This window comes from Rhodoflexus caldus (assembly GCF_021206925.1).
In the GTDB taxonomy this organism is placed as follows: Bacteria; Bacteroidota; Bacteroidia; order Cytophagales; family Thermoflexibacteraceae; genus Rhodoflexus; species Rhodoflexus caldus.
Window position 1 is genome coordinate 12,065 of sequence record NZ_JAJPRF010000012.1, and the last position, 26,249, is coordinate 38,313.

Consider the following 26,249-nt stretch of genomic DNA (forward strand, 5'->3'; position numbering starts at 1 on the left):
GACAATTTTGCGTAATCCGTTAAAAACCAACAGACTAACCTTGAAAGGTTTTATACATAAACCTGACAGGTATTGGAGAATTATCGGGTTTAAACACCTGTATTTCAGGAGTTTAAATAAAGCGTTTTTCGCAAATCTATTGCGCTTTTGCATAAAAAAAACCGTCAGGTTTGCATGCGGAGTCGCAAATCTGCCAAGTATGCCGCACTGTGCCGCAATCGGCTGCCGTACCAAGAAAACAGTTCGCCGTCCACAAGTAAAATTTTTGCGTGAGGCACTATTGCCTGCACATGGGCTATGTGTTTTTCCCGAAAAGGGAAGGGTTCGGAGGAAAGAAATACGCAGTCGGGCGCGAGGTTGCGCATATCAGCCTCGCTAAGTTCGGGATAGCGGCTTTCGGTAACTGCATTTTGCCAGCCCCCGCGCTGCAACATGTCATCAATAAACGTTTGTTTTCCTGCTGCCATCCATGGGTTGTGCCAGATGAGGTATAACACACGCCTGTGGGTTGGGTGCGCCGTCAGTGCTGCAAAGCCGTCTGCAATCTCCTGTGCAATGGTTGCTGCCTGTGTCCGGGTTTCTGTCAGTTCGCCAATGGAGCGAATCATCGCCAGCGCATCGTCTAAGCCGAAAATGTCGCTCATCCAAACGGGATAATGCCGACTAAGTTCTTCGATGCCTTCTTGATAGTTTTCTTCTTTATTACCGATAATCAGGTCGGGTTGCAGGCGATGGATGACCTCCATGCGAAACTGTTTGGTGCCGCCGATAATGGTTTTGATTGCCCGCGCTTCGGCAGGATGGATACAGAATTTGGTAATGCCTGCTATGCGCTTCTGCAAACCCAAATCGAACAGCAGTTCGGTTTGGGAAGGCACTAAGGACACAATGCGCCGGGGCGGCAGGTCTAAGGCAATATGCCGCCCCATTTGGTCGGTGAAAACAGGCATGGCAACTATCTCCAATTGCTGATTCTGCCATATTGAATGGCTTTGGCGGCACTTTCCCCGCAGGCATGAACCAAGTGAATCAGGTTGGCAAAGCGCGGGTCTTGTGTAAAGCCTTTTTTGTAGCGGGCATAAATCTGCTGCACGATGACTCCTATTTTATAGCAGCCAAATACATAATAAAATAATATGTGGTCAATGTTTCTGCCGCTTGCCTCGGCGTAGCATTGTGCAACTTCTTCGCGGTTCATATTTCCCGGAAAGGCTGTCAGGGAAAACGCTTTGAGCATTTCGGGGCTGTCGGCATCAGCCCAGTAGCCCAAGGTGGTACCCAAGTCCATGAGCGGGTCGCCGACGGTGGCCATTTCCCAGTCCAGAACGGCGATAATTTCCGAGAGGTCATCGGGGTTTAACACCACATTGTCGTATTTGTAGTCGTTGTGAATCAGTGCAGGGCTATTTTCCGCAGGCAAGTTGGCGCGCAGCCAATCAGCGGCCGTATTCATTGCAGGCACGTTGTCGGTAGCAGCTTTTTCATAGCGCCCAATCCAACCTTCCACTTGCCGCTGCACATAGCCTTCGGGCTTCCCGAGTCGGATTAAGCCGGTATCGTAGATATTGATGGCGTGTAAATCTGCCAAATTTTGAATCACGGCCTTTGAAAGGGTGCGCATTTTATCTGCCGTAAGTTCCATGCCTTTGGGCGGGCGGTTGCGCAGGATAAGCCCCCGCACCCGCTCCATCATGTAAAACTCTGCACCGATAACGGATGTATCATCGGTGTAAATCAACGGCTTAGGTATTTTTGGATAAACAGGCTCCAGCGATTGAAGGATGCCATACTCGCGCTGCATATCGTGCGCCGACTTGATGTTGGCACCAAACGGGGGGCGGCGCAACACCAATTCTTTATCGCCAACTTGAACAAAGTAGGTCAAATTAGAAAAACCGGAAGGAAACTGCGCTACCTGTACCTCGCCCGGCCAGTCAGGGAAGTTGCAGCGAATAAAGGCAGCTAAGTTGCTGACATTCAACTCCTCGCCTTGGCGAATGGCGGAAGGATTATCTATGATGTGTTGCTCCATATCGTTGTGGTTGTCAGGCGTTAATTTTAACAAGAATTATTCTCAATAAAAACAGGTAAGTTGTATGATTTTTCACAGGAAACTCTATATTTGCGAAATACACTTGCCGAAAGTTCGTTAAATGTTTCAGAATTTGGGGCATATTTTATTACTTGGTGCCCCGATTAGGATTAAATGTGAACTAACCTGTTTGCTATATGGCAAAGATAAAATACTACTACGACACGGAAACGTGCAAGTATGAAGAGCTTAAAAGAACCACTTCAGACATCCTTATCAATGTTGCCGGCTTTGTTACCCTCTCCCTGTTTTTCTCCTTCTTCCTATTCTACATTGCCCGCACCTATTTCCCTTCTCCCTCCGAATTAGCACTCAAAGAAGAAAATGAGCAACTACTGCTCAAATATGAGTTGCTTTCCAAGCAAATGGACGACGTTTCCGATGTGCTTAAAATCCTTCAAGAGCGCGACGACAAAATGTATCGCTTGGTTTTTGAGGCCGAGCCCATTGCCGATGAAATTCGCAAGGGGGGTGTTGGCGGTGCTCAGAAATACCGCGACATGTTAGATGCAGGATTGAAGCAAGAAGCCTTAATCATCAACAGTTTCAAAAGATTAGACCAGTTGAAGCGTCAGATGTACGTACAATCCAAATCGTATGATGAGATTGTCAAAATGCACGCAGAAAAAGAAAAACGGCTGGCTTCCATGCCTGCCATACGCCCTGTGGCAGACAATGACCTTACGATGTTTATTTCAGGTTACGGCATGAGGATGCATCCTATTTATAAGGTGCGTAAGTTCCACAGCGGTTGCGATTTCTCCGCCCCTACCGGAACACCTGTTTATTCTACGGGAGACGGCGTGGTGCGCATGGCTGACTATGACGGCGGATACGGCAAATGTATTGAAATAGACCATGGTTTCGGTTTTGCAACCAAATATGCTCACTTGTCTGCCTACACGGTGAAAGTAGGACAAAAAGTAAAGCGCGGTCAGATGATAGGCAGAGTAGGCAATACAGGTACTTCCGTTTCTTCTCACCTGCACTACGAAGTCATCAAAAACGGCCAGAAGGTAAATCCTATCGGCTATTTCTTCAACGACCTTTCACCGGAGCAATACACCAAGATGTTGCAAATTGCGGCTCAGGACAGACCTTCGTTGGGCGGCAACTGATAAATCAGCTATTGACTCATCTCATTTTCCCTACATAAAGAAGCCACCGCAGCGCAGGTGGCTTTTAATTTTATTGCCATAAAAACTAATTTAGTAAAAGAATTGTAACTAACTTATACGCGTACGCGCACATGCAACAGTCCGCGTATTTTCACTTCACATTAATAATAATTTTATGACCTCTTTTTTGAAGGCCGGCCTGCTGTTCGCCGGCGCTATCTTGCTACAAACTACGGCTTTTGCGCAAGGAATTGCTTTTACCAAAGGTAAATGGCAGGAAATTTTGGCAAAAGCCAAGGCAGAAAACAAACCCATCTTTGTTGATTTTTATGCGGAATGGTGCGGCCCTTGTAAGTTCATGTCCAAAAACGTATTTACCGATGCTGAGGTGGGCGACTATTACAACGCCAACTTCATATCCGTAAAGATTGATGCGGAAAAAGAAGAACCGGAACTGGTGCGCGCATCCCGAATTGAGGCCTATCCTTCGCTGTACTATTTCAGTCCCGACGGCACGGTGATTAACAAAAATATCGGCGCATTGGACAAAACAGGATTTATCGCATTTGGCAAAAAAGTACTCAGCGGTCAGGCTGCCGTTAAGGAGTTACCTGCCCTGAAAGCCAAATATGAAGCCAATACCAACGATGCCGCCGCTGCCCGCAGCTATCTGCTGGCACTGGCACAAACCGATGCAGGCAGCGAAGCAAGCACTATTGCCGCCCGTTACCTCTCAGGGCTGAGCGATGCGCAATTGCAGGAAGAAGACAACTGGACTATTATCCAAAAGTTTGTCAATAATTCCGACAGTCGCGAGTTTAAGTATGTGTTGAACAATGCAAACGTTTTTGCGGAAAAGTACGGGAAGAGTTTGGAAGAATTTGTCATTAAGCACATGGATGCTACTTTGACCAACGCTGTGCGACAAAAAAGCATAGAAAAAGCCAATGAAGTGAAAGGCATGTATGTAAGCCTGATGAAAGCCACCAATCCCGAAGCACGCGAAGCGGGATTTTATGAAGGGATTATTGACATGTTTTACCAGCAAGGTATTGAAAATGAAGCCGGTTATATCAGCGCGCTCATCCGTTGGATGGAAGCCTACAACATGAACGAACGCGATGAACTGATGCGCCGTTCGTTAGAAATAGCATCGCGCAGCAAAGAGGCAACCCCATTGGCAAAAGCGCGTGAGTGGTCGGCCAAAGCCCTCAAAATGGGTGAGGATGCTGTTTCCTGCTATGTATATGCCTTCGTACTTGAACAGTCAGGCGATAAGAAAAACGCAAAAACTTATGCAGAAAAAGCATTGAAAATGAACCCTGATGAGGAACTCTCAGCTTATTTGCAAGAGTTAATTGAACGGATAAAATAAGTCCTTTATGAAAACAAAATTTTTCTGGGGGGTGCTGTGCCTGCTGACAACAACCTTTGCCTATGCGCAGCAACCTTCCACAACCAACACTACGCCACCCAACGGGGTGAATGCACAACAAAACCTTGATGCACTCGGCAGCCCCAATACAGGCGGAGGCAATGTTATCCTGTCTTTTGACACACGCTACAAGGGTTTTCTAAACAGCCCCTACTTGCTGGAATCGTGGGCAAAAGGCGACCTGTTTTTTAAGAACGGCACGAAATATTCGGATGTAGACCTTAAACTCAATACTTACAGCGATGAAGTGATTGTTCGCAAGCGCGACACGGGCGACTCCATCATAGTGGACAAGGCGGCCATCCAGCATTTCACGCTTGTTAACGGGCAAGGTCAGCAAATGCTTTTCCGCAAACTGACAGATGCGGAAACCAAACAAAGCGGCTTTTATCAAGTATTGCACGAAGGCAGCAAATACACTTTGCTTGCGCACTACAAAAAAACTATTCTGAAAGCCGACTTCAAGGGTGCATACAGTGCAGGACGATATTATGATGAGTTTCTGACTTCTGTTAATTATCACTTGGTCAGCAAAAATTCATTGGAATGGGTGAAGTTGAAAACCAATGAAAAAGCATTGCTGAAAACACTCAACGATGAGGACGGCAAACTTAAAGCGTTCATTAAGGAACAAAAATTGAACCCTACCAAAAATCAGGAAGACTTGGTGCGGCTTATTCAACAGGCAGACCAAGCAGGTAATTAGGCAAAATACCACAGGTGGTTTAAAATAAATTTTGCATAAAACACTAAAAATCAAAATTTTAAACCCGACAGGTTGTTAAAATCTGTCGGGTTTTTTGTAAAACCTCGGGGCGGAATTCGGACTTGGGATACCGAAATAAAAATCAGCGACAAGCCATGTTGTCTGCCTGAAATCGGCGTTTTTTTCTTCCTATTCACAAACCGCAGGCCGAGATGATATTAAAAGAGCTCGCAACCGCTATGCATAATCCTGATGGGTCTCAGAGACCCATCAGGATTAAATATTTGATTTTTAGCAATTTATAAAAAATTCGCAAGTCATTTGCGCTTATATAAAAGCGGTTTTTCAGCTTAATTTTATCATTTATCAGAAAAAGTCAGAATCCGTATCTATAAGGATGCAATCAGTCCCTTGTTGCGCCATTCGGCAATTTGTTCTTCGGAATAACCCAGCGATTGCAGCAGTTCTGCCGTATGTTCGCCGATGGCGGGCGGATTGTTGCGCAATTCAAAATGCGTATCACCGTATTCAAGCGGAACATTGGGCAGTTTGGCAACCGTTCCGTCGGGCAGGGTGGTTTGCAGCAGGCTGTTGCCGTGGTTCAGTTGCGGGTCGTCAAATAAATCTTCGGGGCGGGCAATAGGGGCAAAAGGTATTTCGGCAGCCTCGCAGCGGCTGATGATGTCGGCTTTGGTCAGGCTTGCCATCAGTTGCTCTATGGCAGGCAGCAGCCACTCGCGCTCGTCTATGCGCCCGTTGTTGGTTTGCAGGCGCGGGTCGGTTGCCCACTCGTCTTTGCCGAAAGCGCGGCAGAATTTTTCCCAATGCTTATCGCTGATGATGCCGATAAATACCTGTTCGCCGTCGGCGGTTTGGAAGGTGCGATAGACCGACCATGCGCTTACACGGGCAGGCATCGGCGGCACGGGCACTTTGGTGATAGCCCCGTAAGCCATGTGCTGCCCCATCAAAAAGGCGGTTGTTTCAAACAACGCCCCTTTGACGAACTTGCCCTTGCCCGTGCGCTCGCGTTCGTAGAGGGCGGCTAAGATGCCGATTAAGCCGAACATGCCGCCCGTGATGTCTATTACGGACGTTCCGGCACGCAGGGGCATTCCGGGCGGTCCGGTCATGTAGGCAAGTCCGCCCATCATCTGCACAACTTCGTCCATGGCATGGCGTTTTTCGTAAGGACCGCTCAAAAAACCTTTCAGCGAACAGTAAATCAGGCGTTCGTTGAGCGGGCGCAGGGCTTGGTAGCCGTAGCCTAAGCGTTCCATCGTGCCGGGACCGAAGTTTTCCACGACTATATCGGCTTGCTTTGCCAACTTGTAAATAATTTCTTTGCCTTCTGCCGATTTGAGGTCTATGGCAAGGCTCTTCTTGTTGCGGCTGTAATAAGGGAAATAGCCCGTGCCGAAGCCTTTCAGGCGGCGGGTGGCATCGCCTTCGGGCGGCTCAATGTGAATCACTTCTGCGCCCATATCTGCCAGCAACAGCCCGCAGGCAGGTCCCATAACGGCGTGGGTAAATTCCAAAACTTTCAGTCCTTGCAGTGGTAGCATTGTTGAACGGGTTTAAAAAAATCAGAACACGGATAAAGGCAGATGACACAGATAAACGCGGATTCGGTTTTCAAAAAAATCATTTTTTGAAAACACAGCGTACCCGTCAGGTTCGCCTGCAAATACATGTTTGCACCGAAATTACGAAACATTGCACTACAAAACCAACCCCTTAAAAACGGCTGACATAGCCGAAGTGAATTTTGGATTGTTCCAGCGAAAAGCTCTGTTGTAGCCTTGCGGAATTGCCCATGGCGTAGGTCAGGGAAAAAATGCCGCCCTTTGTGCCTACGTTGATGCCGAAGCCAAGCCCCAGCGGCGAATCGGCGAAGGTTTGCGCGGTGGTTTGCCCTGCCAGCCTGCCGTAGTCGGTAAAAGCAAAAAGGAAGGAACTTTCTTCAAAATACAGCCGATACTCTGCCGTGCCGATGAGGTAGCGGGAAGCAAAAAAATCGTTTTCGTTGAAGCCGCGCAGAGTTTGCAAGCCACCCAATCGGAACAACTCATTCAAAAACAGCGATTGCCCCAACATGATGCCGCCCGTTGTGCGCAACATCAGCGCGGTTTGTTTGCCCGTAGCGATGAATCGCGCCACATGGAATGTGGCAAAGCCTTGCGGGGTGCGCACAGCAGCGGTTTTGTTGCCCGCACCCGCTTCCCAAGCCAATTGCCAACCCCGTTGAGGCTGCAAAATATTGTCTAATCGGCTGAACCGATAGCTGATGCCGTAGGAAAGAAAGCGCGTATTGGCAATACCGCGTTCGGTGCTGCGCCGCGAACTGTCGGTAAGTACAGAGGTCTGATTGCGGACAAAAAAGCCGACTTTACCCGCGGGATGCTGCCCCCACATGAGCGGATAGGACAGTTGCCCCTGCCATTGCAAGTTGAAAAAAGTGGTGTCTTCTTTCAAAAAATTGACCTGAAAACCTGCCCCCAAACGGGTGCGAAACAGCAGCGGATGGTCGTAGCCGATGCGCAGCGATTGGGTAGCAGCCCGCATCCGTTGCCACTCTGCCCGCAGCGACTTGCCCCCGTTGAACAAATTGCCCAATTCCAAATTGACCATGCCGGTCAGCAATACGCTGCCCTGCCGTTCCTGATTGGGCAAAAACCCGACTACGCCGTCAAAGCGATTGACTTGCACAGGCTCTACGTGCAGCACCAAATGGGCGCGGTCGAAGCGGAAAAGCACGTCGGGCGGGCGCGTCAGCCGCAAAAAGGGCAGCGTTTTGAGCTGTTCCTCTGCCTGCCGCACGGCTGCCTGACTGAACAACTGCCCGGGATAGATGCTTAGCATGGTTTGCAGCAGCACGGGCTTAATCCCTCCCTGCCCTACGATAATCAGCGTATCAAAACGAATCAGCGTGCCGCTGCGATAGGTAATCCTGCCTTCCATGAGCCGATTTTCATTGACCCGCAAGTCGGTCAAACCGATTTCGGCAAAGGGGTAGCCGTTGTTTTCCGCATAGGTCAGCACTTTGTTTTGAATGGTCTGCCAGTCGGCGACGGTGGTTTGCCCCTGTGCGTTGAGGTAGCGATGCGCACCGACGGTCTGCAACAACTGCCTTACGGTGCTGTCGTATTGCAATTGCAGTTTTTCCGTGTGCGGCTGGGCGCGCAATAGCGGGGAAAGGAAAAGAAGGATGATTAAAATGCAGACGAAAGGCAGATAACACGGATTAATGCAGATGTTCAAACGGCAATTGTACATGTGTAATTCCGCCCCGACGGGAATGTTGGGTTATTTAATTTTTTCTTGCCCATGCCTGCTCTCTGATGCTTTCTGCCGTTCTTTCATCATTTGCCCATATGCCCGCAAAATCGGAAGGTTTTTCGCCGGGCTTGAATTTACCTGCAACAAAGGCATTTTCGGCAGGCTGTTCTATTTCCACAAAACCTAATGTAGAAAGGAAAGCAAGCAGTGCCAATCCTTTCTTATCCTTTTTTATGCGAACAATTGCCGTTTCTGTTTTCATAAGCGAAGCAGTTTTTTAAAACGCATCTTCCTTTCCGTCTCTTAACAAATATAAACCATTCCCCGCAAAAAGCACGGCGCGGAATGCGCTATCTTTGCGGTGTAAACTTGTAGGGATAGGGCATGTCCTATCCCTACAATACAATACAATAGAGGGACGTTGCCTGTCTGTTACACGTATTTATCTACATGTTGCTATTTCACAAGGTCATACATCAGTTCTCATACAAAACCCTTACAGGTTTTAAAAACTTCCTGTACGGATGCGCCCTGCTCATCGCGCTGACTGCCTGCACGGGCAACGGCAAGCAGGATGCACCCGCAGGCACGCTGCCGATGCCGAAAATGGCGGCTATCACTGCCGATATTCACTTGGCGGAAGCGGCGGTAGCCATGCAAGGGCTGACCTTTCAGGAAGCGCTTTCACGATACGACCGCTATGAGCGCGAAATCATGCGCCGCCACCAAACCGATACGGTAACTTATCGCAAATCGTATGAATTTTACGCGGGCGAAAGCAGTCGCCTTGCCGATTTGATGAAACTGGTAGCCGATACGCTCTACGCCCGACAAAAAGCCATTCAACAAAAAGATTCTTTATCTCAATCGCGATGATTGATACGCACGCACATATTTATTCCAAACAGTTTGACGGCGACCGCACCGCCATGCTGGAACGCACCTTTGCCGCAGGTGTTGAAAAAATTTTGATGCCCAACGTGGACAGCGAGTCCATAGAAGGCATGATGGCACTTGCCGCACAGTACCCCGACCAATGCTTCCCGATGATGGGGCTGCACCCTTGTTCGGTAAATGCCGACTTTGAAAAAGAACTGCAAATTGCCGAAGATTGGCTCAAAAAATATCCGTTCGTAGCCGTCGGGGAAATGGGCTTAGACCTGTATTGGGACAAAACCTATTTTGAACAGCAAAAAGAAGCCTTTCGCATTCAGGCAGAATGGGCGAAGGCATACCGCCTGCCGTTGGTAATTCACTGCCGCGAAGCCATGAAAGAAACGCTTGCCCTGCTGGAAAGCCTTGCCGATGAACGACTGTTCGGCGTACTGCATTGCTTCACGGGAACGGCGGAAGATGCCGCAAAGCTCTATGCCATGAATTTTCGCGTAGGCATTGGCGGCGTAGTAACCTACAAAAAAGGCGATTTGGCATCGGTAGTGGCGCAAATTCCGCTGGAACAAATCGTGCTGGAAACCGACAGCCCGTACCTTGCACCTCTGCCGCATCGCGGCAAGCGCAACGAAACCTCTTACTTGCCGCTGATTGCCGAAAAAATCGCGGAAGCCAAAGGGCTAAACACCGAAAAAATTGCGGCAGCAACAACAAAAAACGCTTTGCTTTTGTTCTTTGAACGACAACCGGCTATGGCTGCGCAATCTTCGGTAGAGATAAGCGGCTAAGCGTTTTTGAAGTATATTTGCGCAAAATTTCTAAAAGACTATGGCACGTGCGTTTCGTCAATTCGGTATCATCACTATTGTAGCTGTTTATTTGCTGATACTTGTTGGCGGCATCGTGCGCAGTACGGGTTCGGGCATGGGCTGCCCCGATTGGCCTAAGTGCTTCGGGCAGTGGATTCCCCCGACCGACATCAGCCAGCTTCCACCCGACTACAAAACTATTTTTAAAGTTCAGGGCAAAGAAATCGCCGATTTTGACCCCTTCAAAACTTGGGTAGAATACTTGAACCGCCTGCTGGGCGTACTCATCGGCTTGTTTATTTTCATTACGCTGCTGCTTTCTGCAAGCTACTTCCGCCGCGACCGCGCGGTGTTCTATGCCGTACTTGCGGCATTTTTGATGACAGGCTTTCAAGGTTGGTTAGGCTCGGTAGTTGTTTCAACCAATCTTGCACCTTTTATGATTACCCTGCACATGGTTGTTGCCTTGCTGATTGTGGCGGTGTTGATTTACGCCATTTCGCGGGCACACACGGGCGATGTGCAACCCGAAGAAGTACGGGAAAAAAATAAATTGAACTTAGTACTCGGCATTTGTGCGCTGATGGGCTTGTCGCAGATTGTGCTGGGTACGCAACTGCGCGAAGCCATTGACCACATTGCAGCTCAGATGAACTATCTGGCACGCGAAACTTGGATTGAACAAATCGGACTTCCTTTTTACATACACCGCACCTATTCGCTCGTGATTTTGGCAGCACACCTGTATCTGGTGTTTCTGTTGCGTAAAAACATTGCACAAGCGGGCACGTTATCCTTTTGGGCTAATGTTTTGGTGGGGCTGATTGCGGGTGAAATTGTAACGGGTGCCGTGATGGCATATTTTGCCATACCTGCCGTTATGCAGCCCGTTCATTTGCTGCTTGCCTCGCTCATGTTCGGTGTTCAAATATTGCTTGCACTTTTCTTGAACCGTGAGCACGTGTTCAAATCGGCTACTTTTCATTCATCCTTGTCCGCTTAAACGAACCGTTTGATGTCCACACAGACTATTGCAGTGCCAACTTTCACCTTCAAAATCAGACAGTACCTCATGCTTTTGAAATTCCGCCTGTCTGCGCTGGTGGTTTTTTCGGGGGCTTTCGGCTATCTGCTTGCCAATTCAAGCAACTTTAATTGGCTTTCGTTTACAGCCTTCTGTCTTGGCAGTTTTTTGATTACGGGCGCAGCCAATACCATCAATCAAATTATTGAGCGCGATTTGGATAAGCTGATGCGCCGCACTGCCAACCGTCCGCTGCCGACGGGCGCTATCAGCCCGCAAGAGGCAGGCATCTACGCCGCCCTTTTGGCACTTGCAGGAACGGCGTTGCTCATCCTGTTTGTCAATGCGCTCAGCGCCCTGCTGGGGCTTTTTTCGCTGATTCTGTATGCCTTTGTTTATACACCGTTGAAACAGAAAACCTCTGCTTCGGTATTTGTGGGTGCATTTCCGGGTGCATTCCCCCCGCTGATTGGGTGGGTGGCAGCCACAGGCAACATCAGCGTTGAGGCATTGGTAATTTTTGCCATTCAGTTCATTTGGCAGTTCCCGCATTTTTGGGCAATTGCTTGGGTAGCCGATGAAGACTACAAGCGGGCAGGCTTTAAAATGTTGCCCTCGGGCGGAAACAAAGACTCAAATACAGCGTTTTCTATTATGATTTACACGCTGTTCCTCATACCGTTGGGTATGCTGCCCATGCAGTTCGGCATGACGGGAACTGTTTCGGCTGTCATTGCCACTGTTTGCGGCATTTTGTTTCTGTTCCAAAGTTTTAACCTGATTCGCAAACTCAACGACAAGGCAGCGTTGAGCATCATGTTTGGCTCGTTTCTGTACCTGCCGATTGTACAAATCGCCTATTTGTTAGACAAAGTATAAAAATCCCATTCATATGGCAACACGCACCAATATAAAACCTGCAACCGAACAACCCGCCCCAACGCTGGGTATGCATCCCAAAAAGTTTGCGATGTGGTTGTTCATCGTAAGCATCATCATGCTGTTTGGCGGCTTGACAAGTGCCTACTTGGTACGGCGCGCCGAAGGCAACTGGCTGGAATTTGAACTGCCGAAAATTTTCTACTACAGCACCGCCGTTATCGTTTTGAGCAGCATTACCATGCATTGGGCATACATCAGCGCCAAAAAAGATGAGCTCGGCAAACTGAAAATTGCCCTTTGGCTGACTTTCCTTTTGGGGATGGTATTCTTGGCAATGCAATGGATGGGCTGGGTTGAGTTGGTGAATATGGGTGTTTTCTTTGCGGGCAACCAGTCTAACCCTGCGGGTTCGTTTCTGTATGTGCTTTCGGGGCTGCACGGCTTGCACCTGATTGGCGGATTGGTATTCCTGCTGTTGATTATTGTAGCCGCCGTTCGCTTGCAAATTCACGGCAAAGCGATGGTTCGCATGGATATGTGCGCTACTTATTGGCATTTTCTGGATTTGCTCTGGGTTTATTTGTTTGTATTTTTGCTGGTAAACGGAATTTGAAATAATTTTGGACGCAAATCAAATTGCGATTAACGCCTTAGAACACAACTGAAACGATATGTCCACTGTAACTGTATCAAAAAAACGTTCCATTTGGGATGGCGGTGTTTCACCGCTGAACGTAAGCTACGGCAAAATGATGATGTGGTTTTTCCTGTTGTCGGATGCCTTTACTTTTTCGGGCTTACTGATTACTTATGGTATGCTGCGCTATGCGCACCCTGCCTATGAAGGCGACCACGATAAGTTTACATTCTCTACCGAATATTGGCCTATACCGGAAAAAGTTTATGCCGCTATTCCTTTCATTGAAGGGCACTTTCCGCTGGTGTTTGTAGGTATCATGACCTTCATCCTCATTTTGAGCAGCGTTACCATGGTACTTGCCGTAGAAGCCGGCCATCGCATGGATCAGAAAGATGTTGAGAAATGGATGCTGTGGACTATTTTGGGCGGTATCGCGTTTTTGAGCTGCCAAGCTTGGGAATGGAGCCACTTTATTCACGGTGAAGCGCCGGGTACACTGATGCCTGACGGTACTATGTTTATGGGGGCTAATCTGATACAAAATCAATACGGGCCTCCTGCTTTTGCCGACCTGTTTTTCTTCATTACCGGATTCCACGGTTTCCACGTATTCAGTGGTGTAATGTTAAACATCCTGATTTTCTATCAAGTAGCAATGGGCGTGATGCAGCGCCGCGGCCACTATGAAATGGTGGAAAAGGTAGGTTTATACTGGCACTTTGTAGATTTGGTGTGGGTATTCGTATTTACTTTCTTTTATCTGGTTTAATCAACTCTTAAAAGGCATACAACTATGGCACACAGCGAAAACTTAACACCCGAAGAAGCACATAAGGCAAACGTAAAACGCATCTGGACTGTTACCGCTATTCTGGCAGGTATCACTCTCGTAGAGTTTGCTCTTGCTTTTCTGATGACTCCGGGGATAGCACGCAACATGATATTTGTGATTATGACCTTCATTAAAGCCTTTTACATCGTAGCCGAGTTCATGCACCTCAGACATGAAGTAAAAGCGCTTATTTGGTCTATCGTATTACCATGCGCATTTGTAGTATGGTTAGTAATTGCCCTGCTCACAGAAGGACGTTTTATATTCATGAAGTAATGTTACAGCCTGATAAACAGGTGTTTACATACTAACTATTTTGTTGTTTGATGAAAACCAATCAACTGTTAAAAGCCGGCGCACTTTTGTTACTGTTAGTGCTGCCGGCTTTGGCATTTCTATTTCTCAGGGGATTTGGTGAAAATGAGTTTGCACTGCCCATACTTAATCCCGAGTCGGGAGAATGTGCTCCCAACAAAGTGGATGATATTCACCGCATTCCTCCTTTCTCATTTATCAATCAGGACGGCCAACCTTTCTCCGACAAAGAACTGGCCGGTAAAATTTATGTAACGGACTTTTTCTTTACCCGTTGCCCCGATATTTGCCTCACAATGTCTTCCGAATTAGCCCGCGTGCATGAGGCCATGAAAAACTATCCGGAAGTGGTAATTCTGTCGCATACGGTAGACCCTGCTTTTGACAGTGCACAGGTACTCAAAGCCTATGCCCAACGCTACGGCGCTGATACCAAGCGGTGGATTTTTGTTACGGGTGACAAAAACGCTATTTACGAACAGGCGCGATGCGGCTATTACATTGCTGCCAAACCTGCCACATCGGATACGGAACTTGATTTCATCCACAGCGACAAACTTGTGCTGGTAGATAAGGAAAAGCGCATCAGAGGCTATTACAGCGGCACGCGCAGGGAAGACGTGGACAGGCTGATTACGGAAATTCAGGTATTGCTTGCCGAATACAAAAAATAGACAATACAGCAAACAAATCACTACTGAACCTGTTTAATCTTTATCACTTAGCATTTTTTTGAATCTATGGCTCTGCAAGAAATCGCCCCTAAGCAAGACAAGCAATATTTGGCCGCCATCGGTATCATTTCCGTATTGATACCCATTGTAGTGGCATTATTGCTGTTTGTTCCTCAAACAGGTAAATTAGGAGATATAGATGTGTCTATTCTCCCGCACATCAATGCATTGCTGAACAGTGCCACGGCTGCTTGTTTGGTAGTGGCTTATTTTTTCATTAAAAATCGCAATGAGGAAATGCACAGGCGACTAATGATGGCCGCCTTTGTTCTGTCTTCCTTATTTTTGGTTTCGTATGTTGTCTATCACTTTCAAGCGCCTTCCACTAAGTTCGGCGATACTAACGGCGATGGTATATTGAGCGAAATAGAACTGGCCGAGGCAGGAATTATGCGAGGAATTTATTTGTTTATCTTATTGACGCACATTCTGTTAGCGGCTGTGGTGGTTCCTTTTGTCTTGGTTGCTTTTTACTTTGCGCTTAGCAGGCAAATTAGCCGCCATAAGAAAATTGTGAAATTCACTTTCCCGATTTGGCTTTACGTAGCTGTTACGGGTGTGATTGTATATCTGATGATTAGCCCATATTACCTATGAAAAAAGTGATTGGCATTACTTTGCTGTTGATAGCTGCCATGTGGCTGCTGCCCGATGTGGCAGAAGCACAATGTGCCATGTGCCGCGCCACTGTTGAAAATAACGTAAGTACGGGTGCAAATAAAATTGGGAGCGGGCTTAATACGGGCATCCTTTACCTGATGAGCATCCCTTATCTGATATTCGTTGTGATTGCTTACCTGTGGTATAAACAAAGCAAGGTACAACAAGCCAAAAAAATGTTGCTGGCAGAGCAACTGCGCAATATTGGCGTGCGCCTATCGTAGCCGCTTGATACAAAGCACATAAGTGCAAGCATTGGTCGGCGAGAACAATATTTCACATCAATTATTCAAAATCAGACAGTTAAACCTGATAGGCTTCATAACCTGTCAGGTTTTTGTATAATTGAGCGGCATAGAACTGTGTTTAGGAATTCGGATAGGAGAATAAAAACTCGTGTAAATCCGCATTATCCGCCAAAAAAGAGTTGGTACTCACTCCATAAAGTAATAGAAAAAGCATCCCCGAAAGGATTTATGTTCTTCGGGAATGCTTTTGTACATATCTTAAAATACACACTTCTTTCCATTAAAAATTGCAAAACAGTACAGTGGTTCGTAGTTTTAGGTAACGGTTAATGTAGTTAATCGTCTGTTCACAAAAAACTTAAACCTCTACTTCTTATGAAGCAATTAAACTCCCTGAAAAGAGTGCTGACATTGGCCTTTTTTCTTTGCGTGCAATCGCTGTGGGCGCAGGAACGCGTTATCAGCGGGCGCGTTACCTCTTCCGACGACGGCTCGGGCATTCCGGGTGTGAATGTAGTTGTGAAAGGTGCTACCAAAGGCACTGTAACAGATGCCACGGGCAACTATCGCATTTCCATAGGTGCTGATGTGAATTTCTTGGTATTTTCTTCCGTCGGATATATCCGGCAGGAGGTGGAACTGGGCAACCGAACCACTGTGGATGTAGTATTGCAGGTAGATACCCGCCAATTGGATGAGGTGGTTGTTACGGCACTCGGCTTGACACAACAGAAAAAATCGCTGACCTATTCGGTACAGGAAGTGAAAAGTACCGAATTGTTGCAATCCCGCGAGGCTAATATTGTTAATGCGCTGAACAGCAAGGTGGCAGGGGTACAAATCATCAGCAATGCCGGAACGCCCGGTGCAGGTGCTTCTATCAATATCCGCGGGAAGAACTCGTTTACGGGTGCCAGCCAGCCGCTGTTTGTGGTGGACGGTGTTCCGATGAATAACGCATTCCGCGGAGGCAGCGGTTCAGGGGTGGACGTACCCAACCGTGCCGTGGATATTAACCCCGATGATATTGAAACCATTTCCGTATTGAAAGGCCCTGCTGCCGCTGCTTTGTACGGCATTCAGGGTGGCAACGGCGTAGTCCTCATCACCACCAAAAAGGGTGCAAAAAGCGACAAACGCACCACAACCATTAATTTCAACACTTCTTATGCTGTTGAAAATATCAACAAAGTATTCCCCTTGCAGCAGGAATTTGCACAGGGCAGCGGCGGCGTATTTTCCGATGCCCCTACACAGACTTTCCTGTTCGGGCCGCGCCTGAGCGATTTGCGCTACAACGGCATACCGGACGTACTCAGCCCGCTGGGCAGAATAGTCCCTGCAACTGACCCTTCTGCCCGTCAGGATTTGCTCGTGCGCCCTTTTGATAACCAAGGCAACTTTTGGCAAACGGGAACTACTTGGAACAACCACGTGAGCATTATGAGCGGCAACAAAGACGGCAACTTGTACTTCTCCATCGGCCATTTAGACCAGAAAGGCATCATCCCGAACAATACGTTTGGCCGCACAACGGTCAAACTTTCCGGCGAAACGGCATTGAGTGAGAAAATCCGCCTGTCGTCTTCGGCAACTTACACCCGTTCGGGTGGCAACCGCATCGGCCGCGGCGACAACTTCACGGGACCTGTGCAAGGTCTGTACCGCACTCCTGCCCACTTTGATATTTTCAACGGGCAACGCGACCCCCGCAACCCGATTGCCTACCAGTTCCCCAACGGTTCGCAACGCAACTTCCGCAACCGCAACCAGATTGATGCGACGAACCCTGCTGACCTTGCGCTGGGACCTGACAGCCCGCTTTGGACAGTGAACCAAAATGCTTTCATAGACGATGTACACCGCCTGAACGGTTACATACAACTCAACGGACAAATTCTGCCTTGGCTGAAAGCACTTTGGCGCGGTGGTGTGGATTTATTCTCCGATAACCGCCTGCAAACGTTCAACGTTGGCTCGTTTGGCGGTGATGGGCGCTATGGCCGCGTAGCCGAAGAAACCTATTTAGACCGCACTTTCAACTCCGATTTCGTGCTGACGGCCGAGAAAAAAGTAGGCGACTTCAACTTGACAGCCTTGGTAGGTCATAACCACTTTGCCACACGGTCTAACTACAACCGCATTGACGGCAACACCTTCAATCAGCCCGATTTCTTCAATATTTCCAATGCAACGATTTACGCCAATCCGCAGCAGTCATTGGTACGCCGTGCTACCTACGCAGCCTTTGCTAGCCTGAAAGCAGATTACAAGGACATGATTTTCATGGAATTGACCGGCCGTAACGAGTGGGCTTCTACCCTGCCGAAAGATAACAACTCGTTTTTCTTCCCTTCGGCAAGTTTGAGTGCCTCTCTGACCGATATGTTCGGTTTGCAGGATAACAAAACTTTTTCGTTGGGCAAAGTGCGCGTGTCGTATGCCAGTGCAGCACAAATTCCGGCGGCTTATGCTACGGAAACCTTCTTTTTCCGTGCCAGTGCTGTTAACGGATTCGGCAGCGGCATCAGCTTCCCTATTCAGGGTAGCAATATAGGCGGTGTAACGCTGAGCAACACGCTGGGCAACCCTGCTCTGAAACCTGAAACCAATAACACTTTTGAAATCGGTACGAACCTGCACTTCCTCAGCGACCGCATTACGCTGGACTTTACCTACTACAATTCTTTGAGCCGCAACCTGCTCACGCCGCTGCAAATTGCAGCATCTTCGGGCTTTACTACCCGCAACGTAAACGCAGGCGAAGTTCGCAACCGCGGTATTGAAGCCGTACTGACGCTGACTCCTCTGAAAAAAGACGACTTGCGCTGGGATATGACTTTCAACTTTACCCGCAACCGCAATGTTGTAGTGTCATTGCCCGAGGGTTTGGCATTTATTAACCTCCCCGGCTTCGGCACTATCTTCACCCCGCGCCTGATTCCCGGGCAGGAGTTTGGCGTATTCTACGGCACCGGGTGGCTGCGCGATGACCAAGGCCGCCGCATCATTGGCGACAACGGCTTCCCGATTCGCCAAGACAATATCCTGATTGGCAACCCTAATCCGCGCTACCTGTTGGGTATCCGCAATACGGTTTCATGGAAAGGATTGAGTTTATCGTTCCTGTTTGACATTCGCAAAGGCGGCGATGTATGGAACGGCACCGAGGCAGTTCTGACCAATATCGGTGCAACCATGCGCACCCTGCAACGCGGCGAGCAAGTGGTTTTTGAAGGCGTTCGCCGCGACGGCACACCGAATACACAGGCTGTAACGCTGACACAGCAAAACTGGTTCCAGCAAGACGGCCGCGCTACCGGTGCAGCCGGTGTGCACGAGCAGTTTGTGGAAGATGCCAGTTGGGTGCGTCTCCGCGACCTGACCATCGGCTACACCTTGCCGAAACCAATTGCCCAAAAGTTGAAAATGAAGTCATTGGATGTATCTGTTTTTGGCCGCAACCTGTGGCTGCTGACCAATTACAGCGGCGTAGACCCCGAAAACAACTTGTACGGTGTCAGCCCCGCGCAGGGTTTGGACTATTTCGGCAACCCGAACACCCGCAGCATGGGCATCAGCCTGAACGCTTCTTTTTAACAATAGAAAACCGCTAAACTTTTGAAAATCAACATGAAACGCAAGATATTCAGCCTGATTGCCGCAACAGCTCTAAGCATGAGCGCCTGCGACTTCGGCAATACGAACGTCAATCCCAATTCGGCAACCGATGCACCCATGAACGTGCTCTTGCCTGCCGCACAAGCCAACTTGGTATATGGCCTGCACGGCGATATTTCACAGTTTAACAGCCTGCTGGTACAACACCTGTCGGGTGCTGAAAACATTTACATCAGTATCGGGCAGTACGACCTGAATGCCAACGTGGCAGCCCGCGTATGGAACGGCAACCTGTATCCGGGCGCTATGCAAGATTTGAGCGTTGTCATTCGCAAATCGTTCCAAGAAAACTCACCGCACTACCGCGGGGTAAGCCGCATCCTGATGGCCAATGCACTGGGGCAAATAGTGGATTTGTGGAACAATGCGCCATATGATGAAGCCTTCCGCGGCAATGACCCGGTGAACCCTATCTTCACGCCGCGTTATCAGCCCGGTGCGGTGCTGTACGATTCGGTTAATGCACTGCTCAATAATGCGATTAACGACCTGAACAGCACTACAAGTTTTCGCTCGCCGGGGCGAGATGATTTGGTATATGCCGGTAACCGCCCCAACTGGATACGCGCGGCGCGTTCCTTGCAGGCACGCTATGCCAATCACCTAAGCAAAGTAGACCCGCAAGGCTCTGCACAGCGCGCACTGGCTGCCATTGATGCCGGAGCGATTACTTCCAACGCACAAGATGCCCGCATCGTATTCGGTACGGCCGTAAATACACCTTCGCCGTGGTTTGCAGCCCTGAACAGCAGCTTTGGCAACGGCTTCCGCCTTTCCACTTTTATGGTGAATCTGATGCAAAGCCGTCAAGACCCTCGCCTGCCGTTCTATGCACGCACAACAGCAGCAGGTACTTTTGTAGGCTCACCTGCCGGAGGCCCGCAAAACCTGAACGCATCGCTGCCCGGGCCGTATTTTAACCGCCCCGAAACACCCGCCAACCTGATTACTTATGTAGAAGTGAAATTTATTGAAGCAGAAGCCGCTTTGCGATTAGGTAATCGGGAGCGGGCAGCAGCAGCGCACAATGAGGCTGTACGGGCTTCCATCGCCAAAATGACCGCCCCTATTGCCACCGCAGGACTGACCACCAACACAGCAGCCAACAACGCCTACATAGCAACCTATGCCAGCGAAACCGCAGCAAGCATCTCTTTGGAGAAAATCATGACCGAAAAGTACATCGCACTTTTCCTCGACCCCGAAGCATGGACAGACTGGCGCCGCATGATAACCGCACAAACTCCCGGCGGTATCCCTGCCCTTACCATTGCCAATAATTCGCAAACCTTCACGCAAGGGCGCTTCCCGCGTCGCTGGCCGTACCCGATTACAGAGGTGCAGACCAACGGCGCATCCGTAGCAGCGGCCGGCCCTGCCTCCATCACCGACTTGGTGTTCTGGGACAGATAACAGATTAGCCTTGCAACTCCCTCCTTCCCGATAAATCATAAAGACTTATCGGGGAGGATATACAAAAGTGCAAGCGATTTTGCGAAGAAAATTTTGTTTAAATTGTTGAAAACAGGAGCACAAACATGACAGGTCTTCGTAACCTGTCATGTTTGTGTATATTGGCCTTCGCAAGGATTTGCAGCGGTTTAGAGAATTTACTTGCTTGTAAAAAAAACGCCTAACAATTCAGAAAATTGTCAGGCGTTTAAAGTGATCCCGCTGGGACTCGAACCCAGGACCCATACATTAAAAGTGTATTGCTCTACCAACTGAGCTACGGAATCTACTGTGCGCAAGAGAAGACTCGAACTTCCACGGGCTAACGCCCACCACCCCCTCAAGATGGCGTGTCTACCAGTTTCACCACTTGCGCGACTTGGGGTAGAAATTCTGTGATCCCGCTGGGACTCGAACCCAGGACCCATACATTAAAAGTGTATTGCTCTACCAACTGAGCTACGGAATCCTTACTTTTGCTTAACAAAGATTTACTATCAAATGTTTGACGGGCTGCCTTTGTTTTTTGCGCCCACAAAAGTATGACACGAAAAGCAAATGCAAAAGATTATCCGAAATATATTTCTTATTTTTTTTGTCAGCCCCGTTTTTTCGGGCATTTCTCTTGGGCAAAACACGCCTGATAAGTTGCTAAACCACGCCGACTCGCTGTATGCACAAGGCAAATACAAGGAGGCAGGCATTGCCTATCGGCAAGTATTGGAGCAGCACCGCAGCTACTCGCCGCAAATGCTTGCCAAAGCGGCCTTTATAGCCGAAGGCACCAACAACTACGATGAGGCTTTGTATTACCTCAACCTGCTTTATACCCGACAGCATAGCGAAGCACTCTATAATAAAATTACCGATTTGGCTGCCCGCTATGAATTGCCGGGCTATGCGGTGGCCGACGAAGAGTTTCTTGTCCTTGCTCTGCGGCGATACATCTACCTATGGGGCAGTTTGCTGATGCTCATGGCAGGTTTGCTGACGTGGTACATATTCCGCAGGTATCGGCGCAAAAAGACTTTTGGGGCAGTAGCTATTGTGTGGGCAATTGCGGCTGCATCTGTTATATATGCCATACAGACCTTTTTACACCGACAAAAAGCAATTATCCGCAGCGAAAAAGCGTTTATAATGAGTGCACCTGCTGCCGGTGCAGAGTTGATGTTTACCGCACAGAGAGGCCATTGTTTCAGAGTAACCGACAGCCGCGACATTTGGTGCCGCGTGCAATGGAACGACAAAACAGGTTATGTGCGCCGCAACAATTTATGGATGATAGAATAATCTTTTTTACATGCCGGAACTCGACGACATAGCCGTAGATAAAGAGATTTCAGAAATACGTTTGCTGCCCCTTGTGTTGATTATGATGCTTTGGGGCTTGCAAATGCTGCCTTATCAGGCAGACCTGTTATTGTTTGACCGTGAGCTGCTGTTGTGGATAACCTTTCTTACGTTGAGTTTATCGGCGCTTACGCTGCTGCCCTCTCTCAGGCAGTCTGCCAAGTTGCGAAGAAATTTATTGATGGCATATCAGGCCGTGCTGCTGCCTATGCTTGCCCAACAATTGTTTGCGCACGAATATCACCCACTTTTTTTGCTGATATACTTGTTTGGCGCATCCATAATAGCTTTTATAGCCCGCTATTCACGTTTGCGGCTATCGGCAGTGCTTGCATATGCTACCGGTATAGTGGCATTACACCCGATGATAGAGGCTATGCTCAACGAGCAATTGATGCTTACTTGGCAAACAGCGCTTATCCTTACGATAATTTGGAACGGGGCAATGTTTGCCATCAATACCAAAGTGCGTGAGCGGCAACTTTCTCAAACACTTCAATACCTGCAAACCATCCGTGAAAATACCCAAAAACAAAAAGAATATGCGGAGCAGCTCTACATTGAGCGGCTACACTTGCAAAATATTGTGGACAACGTAGATGTATTTGTGGCTTTGGTGGATAAAAACGGCATTGTTATACAAATTAACCGACCTTTTTTGGATTACATCGGCTCACACGGCGTATCTACGGATTTAATTGGCAAGCCCATTACGTCAATTGCTGTCAGCGAAGAGCGGCGGCGAGTTGTGGAAGAAAGTATCCAAACGGCACTCCAAGGGCAAATTGTTACCGGAGAACTTTACAACGATGAATCGGACAAATATCTCGTTTTGCGCTACTGCCCGATTAAAGACAGGAGTACGGGCGAAATATACGGTGTAGGGATTTATTACCGCGACATTACACAAGCCCATAAAGCACAACAGCAACTCAAATATGCCGGCAAGCAACTAAAAGCCATTTTGGATTCAATAGACCAAAATGTTTATCTGACCGACAAGCATGGCAGGATAATCAATGTTAATAAACGGGCACAGGAAGGTAATTTGGGGCTGAATCCTGCCCCTCCTGTCGGAGAGTTGCTTCTTAACAATATCAAAGAGGCCGAAAATCGCGAAAGTTATTTAAGGCATCACAAAGAGGCACTGCAAGGCAAAATCACGTCGGTTGAATACTACATAGCGCCAATTAAGCAATGGATGCAGGTAAAATATATGCCTGCATACGACCAAGCAGGCGATATATTCGGTGTGATTATAGTCGTTGCCGACATTTCGTTGAACAAACGCAAAGAAGAGGAACTATTAGATGCTTTGGCAAAAAATAAGGCAGCCCAAGCACAGTTGGCAGCGCGAGAAACCATGTACAGGCAGTTGCTGAACGCAAGCACCGACCAAATAGCTCTGAAAGATATCCATTCTCAATATTTGTGGACGAATCATCGGTTTAAGGAATTTTACGGCGAAGTGCCTGCTAATGACTCCGAATCACAGGAAAAAGAGTTGGCAGAAGACCGCGAAGTGCTGCTCAAAAAGGAACTGGTTACCTATGAGTATTGGGTGCGCAACCAATACAGCGAAAATCACCTGCTGCGTACCATCAAAGCACCTATTTGGAATCAGGAAGGCAAAATTGATAAAATCGCCGTCTTTTCAACCGATATTACCGAACAAAACGAGCGTATTCAGGCGCTGGAAGGGCTGATTAAGGCCTATCAGGAGTTAAGCGAACAGGAGCAAACAAAAGCCCGTGAACTTTCCGAAAGTCAGGCAACCATACAACTGCTGGCAGAAAATACCAGCGAATTGATTGCGCTGGCTCATGCCAATGGCTATTTGACATACGTAAGCCCTTCTGCCAAAAAACTCACAGGCTTTGCTCCCGAAGAAATGATAGGCCATACTTGGGCAGATTTTTTCCATCAGGACGACCTGATTAAAATACAGGAAGCAGCCGAAAGCCTTCGGCAAACACAGGCCGAACATACGCTTACGCATCGGATTCGCACTCGCAGCGGGCGATACATATGGCTGGAAACCATCTGGAAGTATATTTTAGATGAGAAAGACACCGTTGTTGCCATTCAAAGTTCTTCACGCGATATTACCGAGCGCATGGCAGCCGAACAGGCAGTACAAGCACTTGCAACGCGCTACCAGACCTTGTTCAACGCCAGCTACGATGCCATCCTGATTTTGAAAACCAATCCGTTGAAGCCTACGGACCTTACCGTGGTAGAAGCCAATACATCAGCCTACGAACTGTTGGGTTATTCAACCGAAGAACTGCGCGAATTGAATATTTTGGAAATAGAAAATAAAATTTCTTGGCAAGAACTGCGCAGACGTATCAAAACCTTCACCAACCGTCGTGAAATTTTGTTGGAAACCCGTATCTGCAACAAAGCCGGCCAATGGTTATGGGTAGAAATAGCCGCAATTCCTTTGCCGATAGGTGAGGAAGAATACCTGCAACTGACCATCCGCGATATCTCCCCTCGCAAACAGGCAGAAGAGGCCATGAAAGCCAAAGCCATTGCCGAAAAGTCATTGGAGTTTAAAAGTAACTTTCTTGCCAAAATGAGCCATGAGATACGAACTCCGATGAACGGCTTGCAGGGAATGACCTATCTGCTGCTGGGCACTTCGCTCGACGAACGGCAGAAAAAAATAGTGGACAGCATTCAAAACAGCACCAAAGGGCTGTTGGCCATCCTCAACGATATTTTAGATTTGTCTAAACTGGAAGCCGGCAAACTGACCTTAGAACTTGCGCCAATGGATTTGAGGCGCTGCATAGGCGAAGTACAGGATTTGTTTGACGCTGTCGCATTAGAAAAAAAACTGACGCTGAGCTATTGGGTATCGGACAATGTTCCGGCACTGATTGTATCGGACTACAACCGACTGCGGCAAATTATCAATAATTTGGTCAGCAATGCCATCAAGTTTACGGATGCGGGCACTGTTACCGTTACGGCAGAGTTATCCGAAGCCTTCGAGGAATACGACATACTGAAAATAACCGTGCGCGATACAGGCATAGGAATAGATGAAGCCTCTTTTGAACAATTGTTTGACAAGTTTTACCAAGGCAAACAACGAGCAGCAGGCGGCACAGGGCTGGGCTTAGCCATTTGCAAGGAGCTGGTAGAACTGCTCGGCGGCGAAATAGGGCTGCAAAGCAAATTGAACCATGGCAGCGAATTTTGGTTTACTTTCAAAGCATGGCACGTGCAGGCGCACCCACCCGAGCCGGAGCCCACAGCCAAACAATACACCTATCGCGCCATTAAGCCCATTCACGTGCTTTTTGCGGAAGACATAACGGTTAATCAGGAAGTTACAAAATGGATGCTGGAAGAAATCGGTGTGCGGGTAACTACTGTTTCCAATGGGCTTGAGGCTTATGAAAGCGCGAAATCTGCGCCATACGATTTGATATTGATGGATATCAACATGCCTGTAATGGACGGCATTACGGCCATGCAACACATCAAAACAGCGCTCAGCCCCTGTCCGCCCATTGTTGGTATGAGTGCCAATGCGATGGCAGGCGACACCGAACGTTTTATGGCACAAGGACTGGATGCTTACCTCACCAAACCGATTACCCCCGAAGCATTATATGAGATGTTGTATCGGTTCTTGCCTGAAAGTTTGGAACGAACAGCCATTACCGCACAAGAAAACCAAGCAGAGCAGGTAACAACCGATATGCCGCTGATGAACCCTTCGGTTATTGCGCATATCAAAAAATTGGCAGGCAATCATTCAGGAATGTTGCAGGGCTTGCTGGAAAGTTTTATTTTAGACATCGGACAAATCAGGGAAAAAATCAGCCATACCTATCTGCACGGCAATCACACGGAAATGGTAAAGGTCTTGCACACACTGAAAGGGCTTAGTGGTACAATTGGCGCTTCCCGATTGTTTGATTACAGCAATGCTTTATACGGACAGGCCTCTGCTGTTCCGCAATCGGTCAGCAGCGAGCAATTGGAGCAATTGTTTCAGTTAATGGATGCCACCTGCGAAGCTGTGCGAAGCGAGCATTTTTCACAAGTTCTGACAAAGTAATTTTTTAAACCTCATAC

The 26,249-nt window shown here is 48.2% G+C and carries 22 protein-coding genes and 3 tRNA genes; 17 read left to right on the top strand and 8 right to left on the bottom strand.

Features of this window, described 5'->3' with window-relative positions; all coding sequences use genetic code 11:
- Positions 1-164: 164 nt before the first annotated feature.
- The gene (locus NDK19_RS12620) at positions 165-950 is read right to left on the bottom strand and encodes a helical backbone metal receptor (RefSeq protein WP_250632256.1); all 786 of its coding nucleotides are present in this window, start codon (positions 948-950) and stop codon (positions 165-167) included.
- 5 nt (positions 951-955) lie between these two features.
- The gene (locus tag NDK19_RS12625) at positions 956-2,032 is read right to left on the bottom strand and encodes a phosphotransferase family protein (RefSeq protein WP_250632257.1); all 1,077 of its coding nucleotides are present in this window, start codon (positions 2,030-2,032) and stop codon (positions 956-958) included.
- A gap of 197 nt (positions 2,033-2,229) precedes the next feature.
- Between NDK19_RS12625 and NDK19_RS12630 the strand changes: the two genes are divergently transcribed.
- The 3 genes from NDK19_RS12630 to NDK19_RS12640 all read left to right on the top strand — a co-directional run bounded on the left by NDK19_RS12630 (position 2,230) and on the right by NDK19_RS12640 (position 5,351).
- The gene (locus NDK19_RS12630; RefSeq protein ID WP_250632258.1) at positions 2,230-3,210 is read left to right on the top strand and encodes a M23 family metallopeptidase; all 981 of its coding nucleotides are present in this window, start codon (positions 2,230-2,232) and stop codon (positions 3,208-3,210) included.
- Between the two features lie 175 nt (positions 3,211-3,385).
- Positions 3,386-4,585: a thioredoxin family protein gene (locus NDK19_RS12635; RefSeq protein WP_250632259.1), complete on the top strand. Its 1,200-nt coding sequence runs from the start codon at positions 3,386-3,388 to the stop codon at positions 4,583-4,585.
- A 7-nt stretch (positions 4,586-4,592) separates the two neighbouring features.
- Positions 4,593-5,351, top strand: coding sequence for a hypothetical protein (locus NDK19_RS12640; protein WP_250632260.1), 759 nt, complete (start codon positions 4,593-4,595; stop codon positions 5,349-5,351).
- A gap of 389 nt (positions 5,352-5,740) precedes the next feature.
- Here the strand turns inward: NDK19_RS12640 and NDK19_RS12645 are convergent, their stop codons facing one another.
- The 3 genes from NDK19_RS12645 to NDK19_RS12655 all read right to left on the bottom strand — a co-directional run bounded on the left by NDK19_RS12645 (position 5,741) and on the right by NDK19_RS12655 (position 8,892).
- On the bottom strand, positions 5,741-6,916 hold the full coding sequence (locus tag NDK19_RS12645) for a CaiB/BaiF CoA transferase family protein (protein ID WP_250632261.1): 1,176 nt from the start codon (positions 6,914-6,916) through the stop codon (positions 5,741-5,743).
- A 172-nt stretch (positions 6,917-7,088) separates the two neighbouring features.
- Positions 7,089-8,537 carry a BamA/TamA family outer membrane protein gene (locus NDK19_RS12650; RefSeq protein ID WP_250632262.1) on the bottom strand — a complete coding sequence of 483 codons (1,449 nt, stop codon included), beginning with the start codon at positions 8,535-8,537 and terminating at the stop codon, positions 7,089-7,091.
- A gap of 124 nt (positions 8,538-8,661) precedes the next feature.
- On the bottom strand, positions 8,662-8,892 hold the full coding sequence (locus NDK19_RS12655; RefSeq protein ID WP_250632263.1) for a hypothetical protein: 231 nt from the start codon (positions 8,890-8,892) through the stop codon (positions 8,662-8,664).
- Between the two features lie 188 nt (positions 8,893-9,080).
- On the opposite strand from NDK19_RS12655, the gene NDK19_RS12660 reads away from it, so the two are divergent.
- The 12 genes from NDK19_RS12660 to NDK19_RS12715 all read left to right on the top strand — a co-directional run bounded on the left by NDK19_RS12660 (position 9,081) and on the right by NDK19_RS12715 (position 20,759).
- Entirely contained in the window at positions 9,081-9,506 is a 426-nt protein-coding gene (locus NDK19_RS12660; RefSeq protein WP_250632264.1) for a DUF4296 domain-containing protein, read from the top strand.
- The gene (locus NDK19_RS12665) at positions 9,503-10,309 is read left to right on the top strand and encodes a TatD family hydrolase (protein WP_250632265.1); all 807 of its coding nucleotides are present in this window, start codon (positions 9,503-9,505) and stop codon (positions 10,307-10,309) included. Before NDK19_RS12660 ends, NDK19_RS12665 begins: the two co-directional genes overlap by 4 nt.
- Before the next feature lie 40 nt (positions 10,310-10,349).
- Positions 10,350-11,333: a COX15/CtaA family protein gene (locus NDK19_RS12670; protein ID WP_250632266.1), complete on the top strand. Its 984-nt coding sequence runs from the start codon at positions 10,350-10,352 to the stop codon at positions 11,331-11,333.
- 12 nt (positions 11,334-11,345) lie between these two features.
- The gene (gene cyoE, locus NDK19_RS12675; protein WP_250632267.1) at positions 11,346-12,233 is read left to right on the top strand and encodes a heme o synthase; all 888 of its coding nucleotides are present in this window, start codon (positions 11,346-11,348) and stop codon (positions 12,231-12,233) included.
- A 13-nt stretch (positions 12,234-12,246) separates the two neighbouring features.
- A complete protein-coding gene (locus NDK19_RS12680) occupies positions 12,247-12,849 on the top strand; it encodes a cytochrome c oxidase subunit 3 (protein WP_250632268.1) in 603 nt (200 codons plus the stop codon).
- Between the two features lie 58 nt (positions 12,850-12,907).
- Positions 12,908-13,645 (top strand): cytochrome c oxidase subunit 3, encoded by a 738-nt coding sequence (locus NDK19_RS12685; protein WP_250632269.1) that lies wholly within the window; start codon positions 12,908-12,910, stop codon positions 13,643-13,645.
- A 24-nt stretch (positions 13,646-13,669) separates the two neighbouring features.
- Positions 13,670-13,984, top strand: coding sequence for a cytochrome C oxidase subunit IV family protein (locus NDK19_RS12690; protein ID WP_250632270.1), 315 nt, complete (start codon positions 13,670-13,672; stop codon positions 13,982-13,984).
- A 50-nt stretch (positions 13,985-14,034) separates the two neighbouring features.
- The gene (locus NDK19_RS12695; protein WP_250632271.1) at positions 14,035-14,697 is read left to right on the top strand and encodes an SCO family protein; all 663 of its coding nucleotides are present in this window, start codon (positions 14,035-14,037) and stop codon (positions 14,695-14,697) included.
- Between the two features lie 66 nt (positions 14,698-14,763).
- The gene (locus tag NDK19_RS12700; protein WP_250632272.1) at positions 14,764-15,354 is read left to right on the top strand and encodes a DUF420 domain-containing protein; all 591 of its coding nucleotides are present in this window, start codon (positions 14,764-14,766) and stop codon (positions 15,352-15,354) included.
- The gene (locus tag NDK19_RS12705) at positions 15,351-15,641 is read left to right on the top strand and encodes a hypothetical protein (protein ID WP_250632273.1); all 291 of its coding nucleotides are present in this window, start codon (positions 15,351-15,353) and stop codon (positions 15,639-15,641) included. Before NDK19_RS12700 ends, NDK19_RS12705 begins: the two co-directional genes overlap by 4 nt.
- A 399-nt stretch (positions 15,642-16,040) precedes the next feature.
- Complete coding sequence (locus NDK19_RS12710; RefSeq protein WP_250632274.1) at positions 16,041-19,265, top strand: SusC/RagA family TonB-linked outer membrane protein; 3,225 nt, start codon at positions 16,041-16,043, stop codon at positions 19,263-19,265.
- A gap of 33 nt (positions 19,266-19,298) precedes the next feature.
- The gene (locus NDK19_RS12715) at positions 19,299-20,759 is read left to right on the top strand and encodes a SusD/RagB family nutrient-binding outer membrane lipoprotein (RefSeq protein WP_250632275.1); all 1,461 of its coding nucleotides are present in this window, start codon (positions 19,299-19,301) and stop codon (positions 20,757-20,759) included.
- 253 nt (positions 20,760-21,012) lie between these two features.
- Here the strand turns inward: NDK19_RS12715 and NDK19_RS12720 are convergent.
- From NDK19_RS12720 to NDK19_RS12730, 3 genes are all read right to left on the bottom strand, one after another.
- Positions 21,013-21,085 (bottom strand) — tRNA-Lys (locus NDK19_RS12720).
- Positions 21,086-21,090: 5 nt separating this feature from the next.
- Positions 21,091-21,174: transfer RNA gene (locus NDK19_RS12725), tRNA-Leu, on the bottom strand.
- Positions 21,175-21,194: 20 nt separating this feature from the next.
- A tRNA-Lys gene (locus tag NDK19_RS12730) sits at positions 21,195-21,267 on the bottom strand.
- 89 nt (positions 21,268-21,356) lie between these two features.
- On the opposite strand from NDK19_RS12730, the gene NDK19_RS12735 reads away from it, so the two are divergent.
- Together NDK19_RS12735 and NDK19_RS12740 are read left to right on the top strand one after the other, a co-directional pair.
- Positions 21,357-22,091, top strand: a complete 735-nt coding sequence (locus tag NDK19_RS12735) for an SH3 domain-containing protein (RefSeq protein ID WP_250632276.1) — start codon at positions 21,357-21,359, stop codon at positions 22,089-22,091.
- A gap of 10 nt (positions 22,092-22,101) precedes the next feature.
- Positions 22,102-26,232, top strand: coding sequence for a PAS domain-containing hybrid sensor histidine kinase/response regulator (locus tag NDK19_RS12740; RefSeq protein ID WP_250632277.1), 4,131 nt, complete (start codon positions 22,102-22,104; stop codon positions 26,230-26,232).
- Positions 26,233-26,249 lie beyond the last annotated feature (17 nt).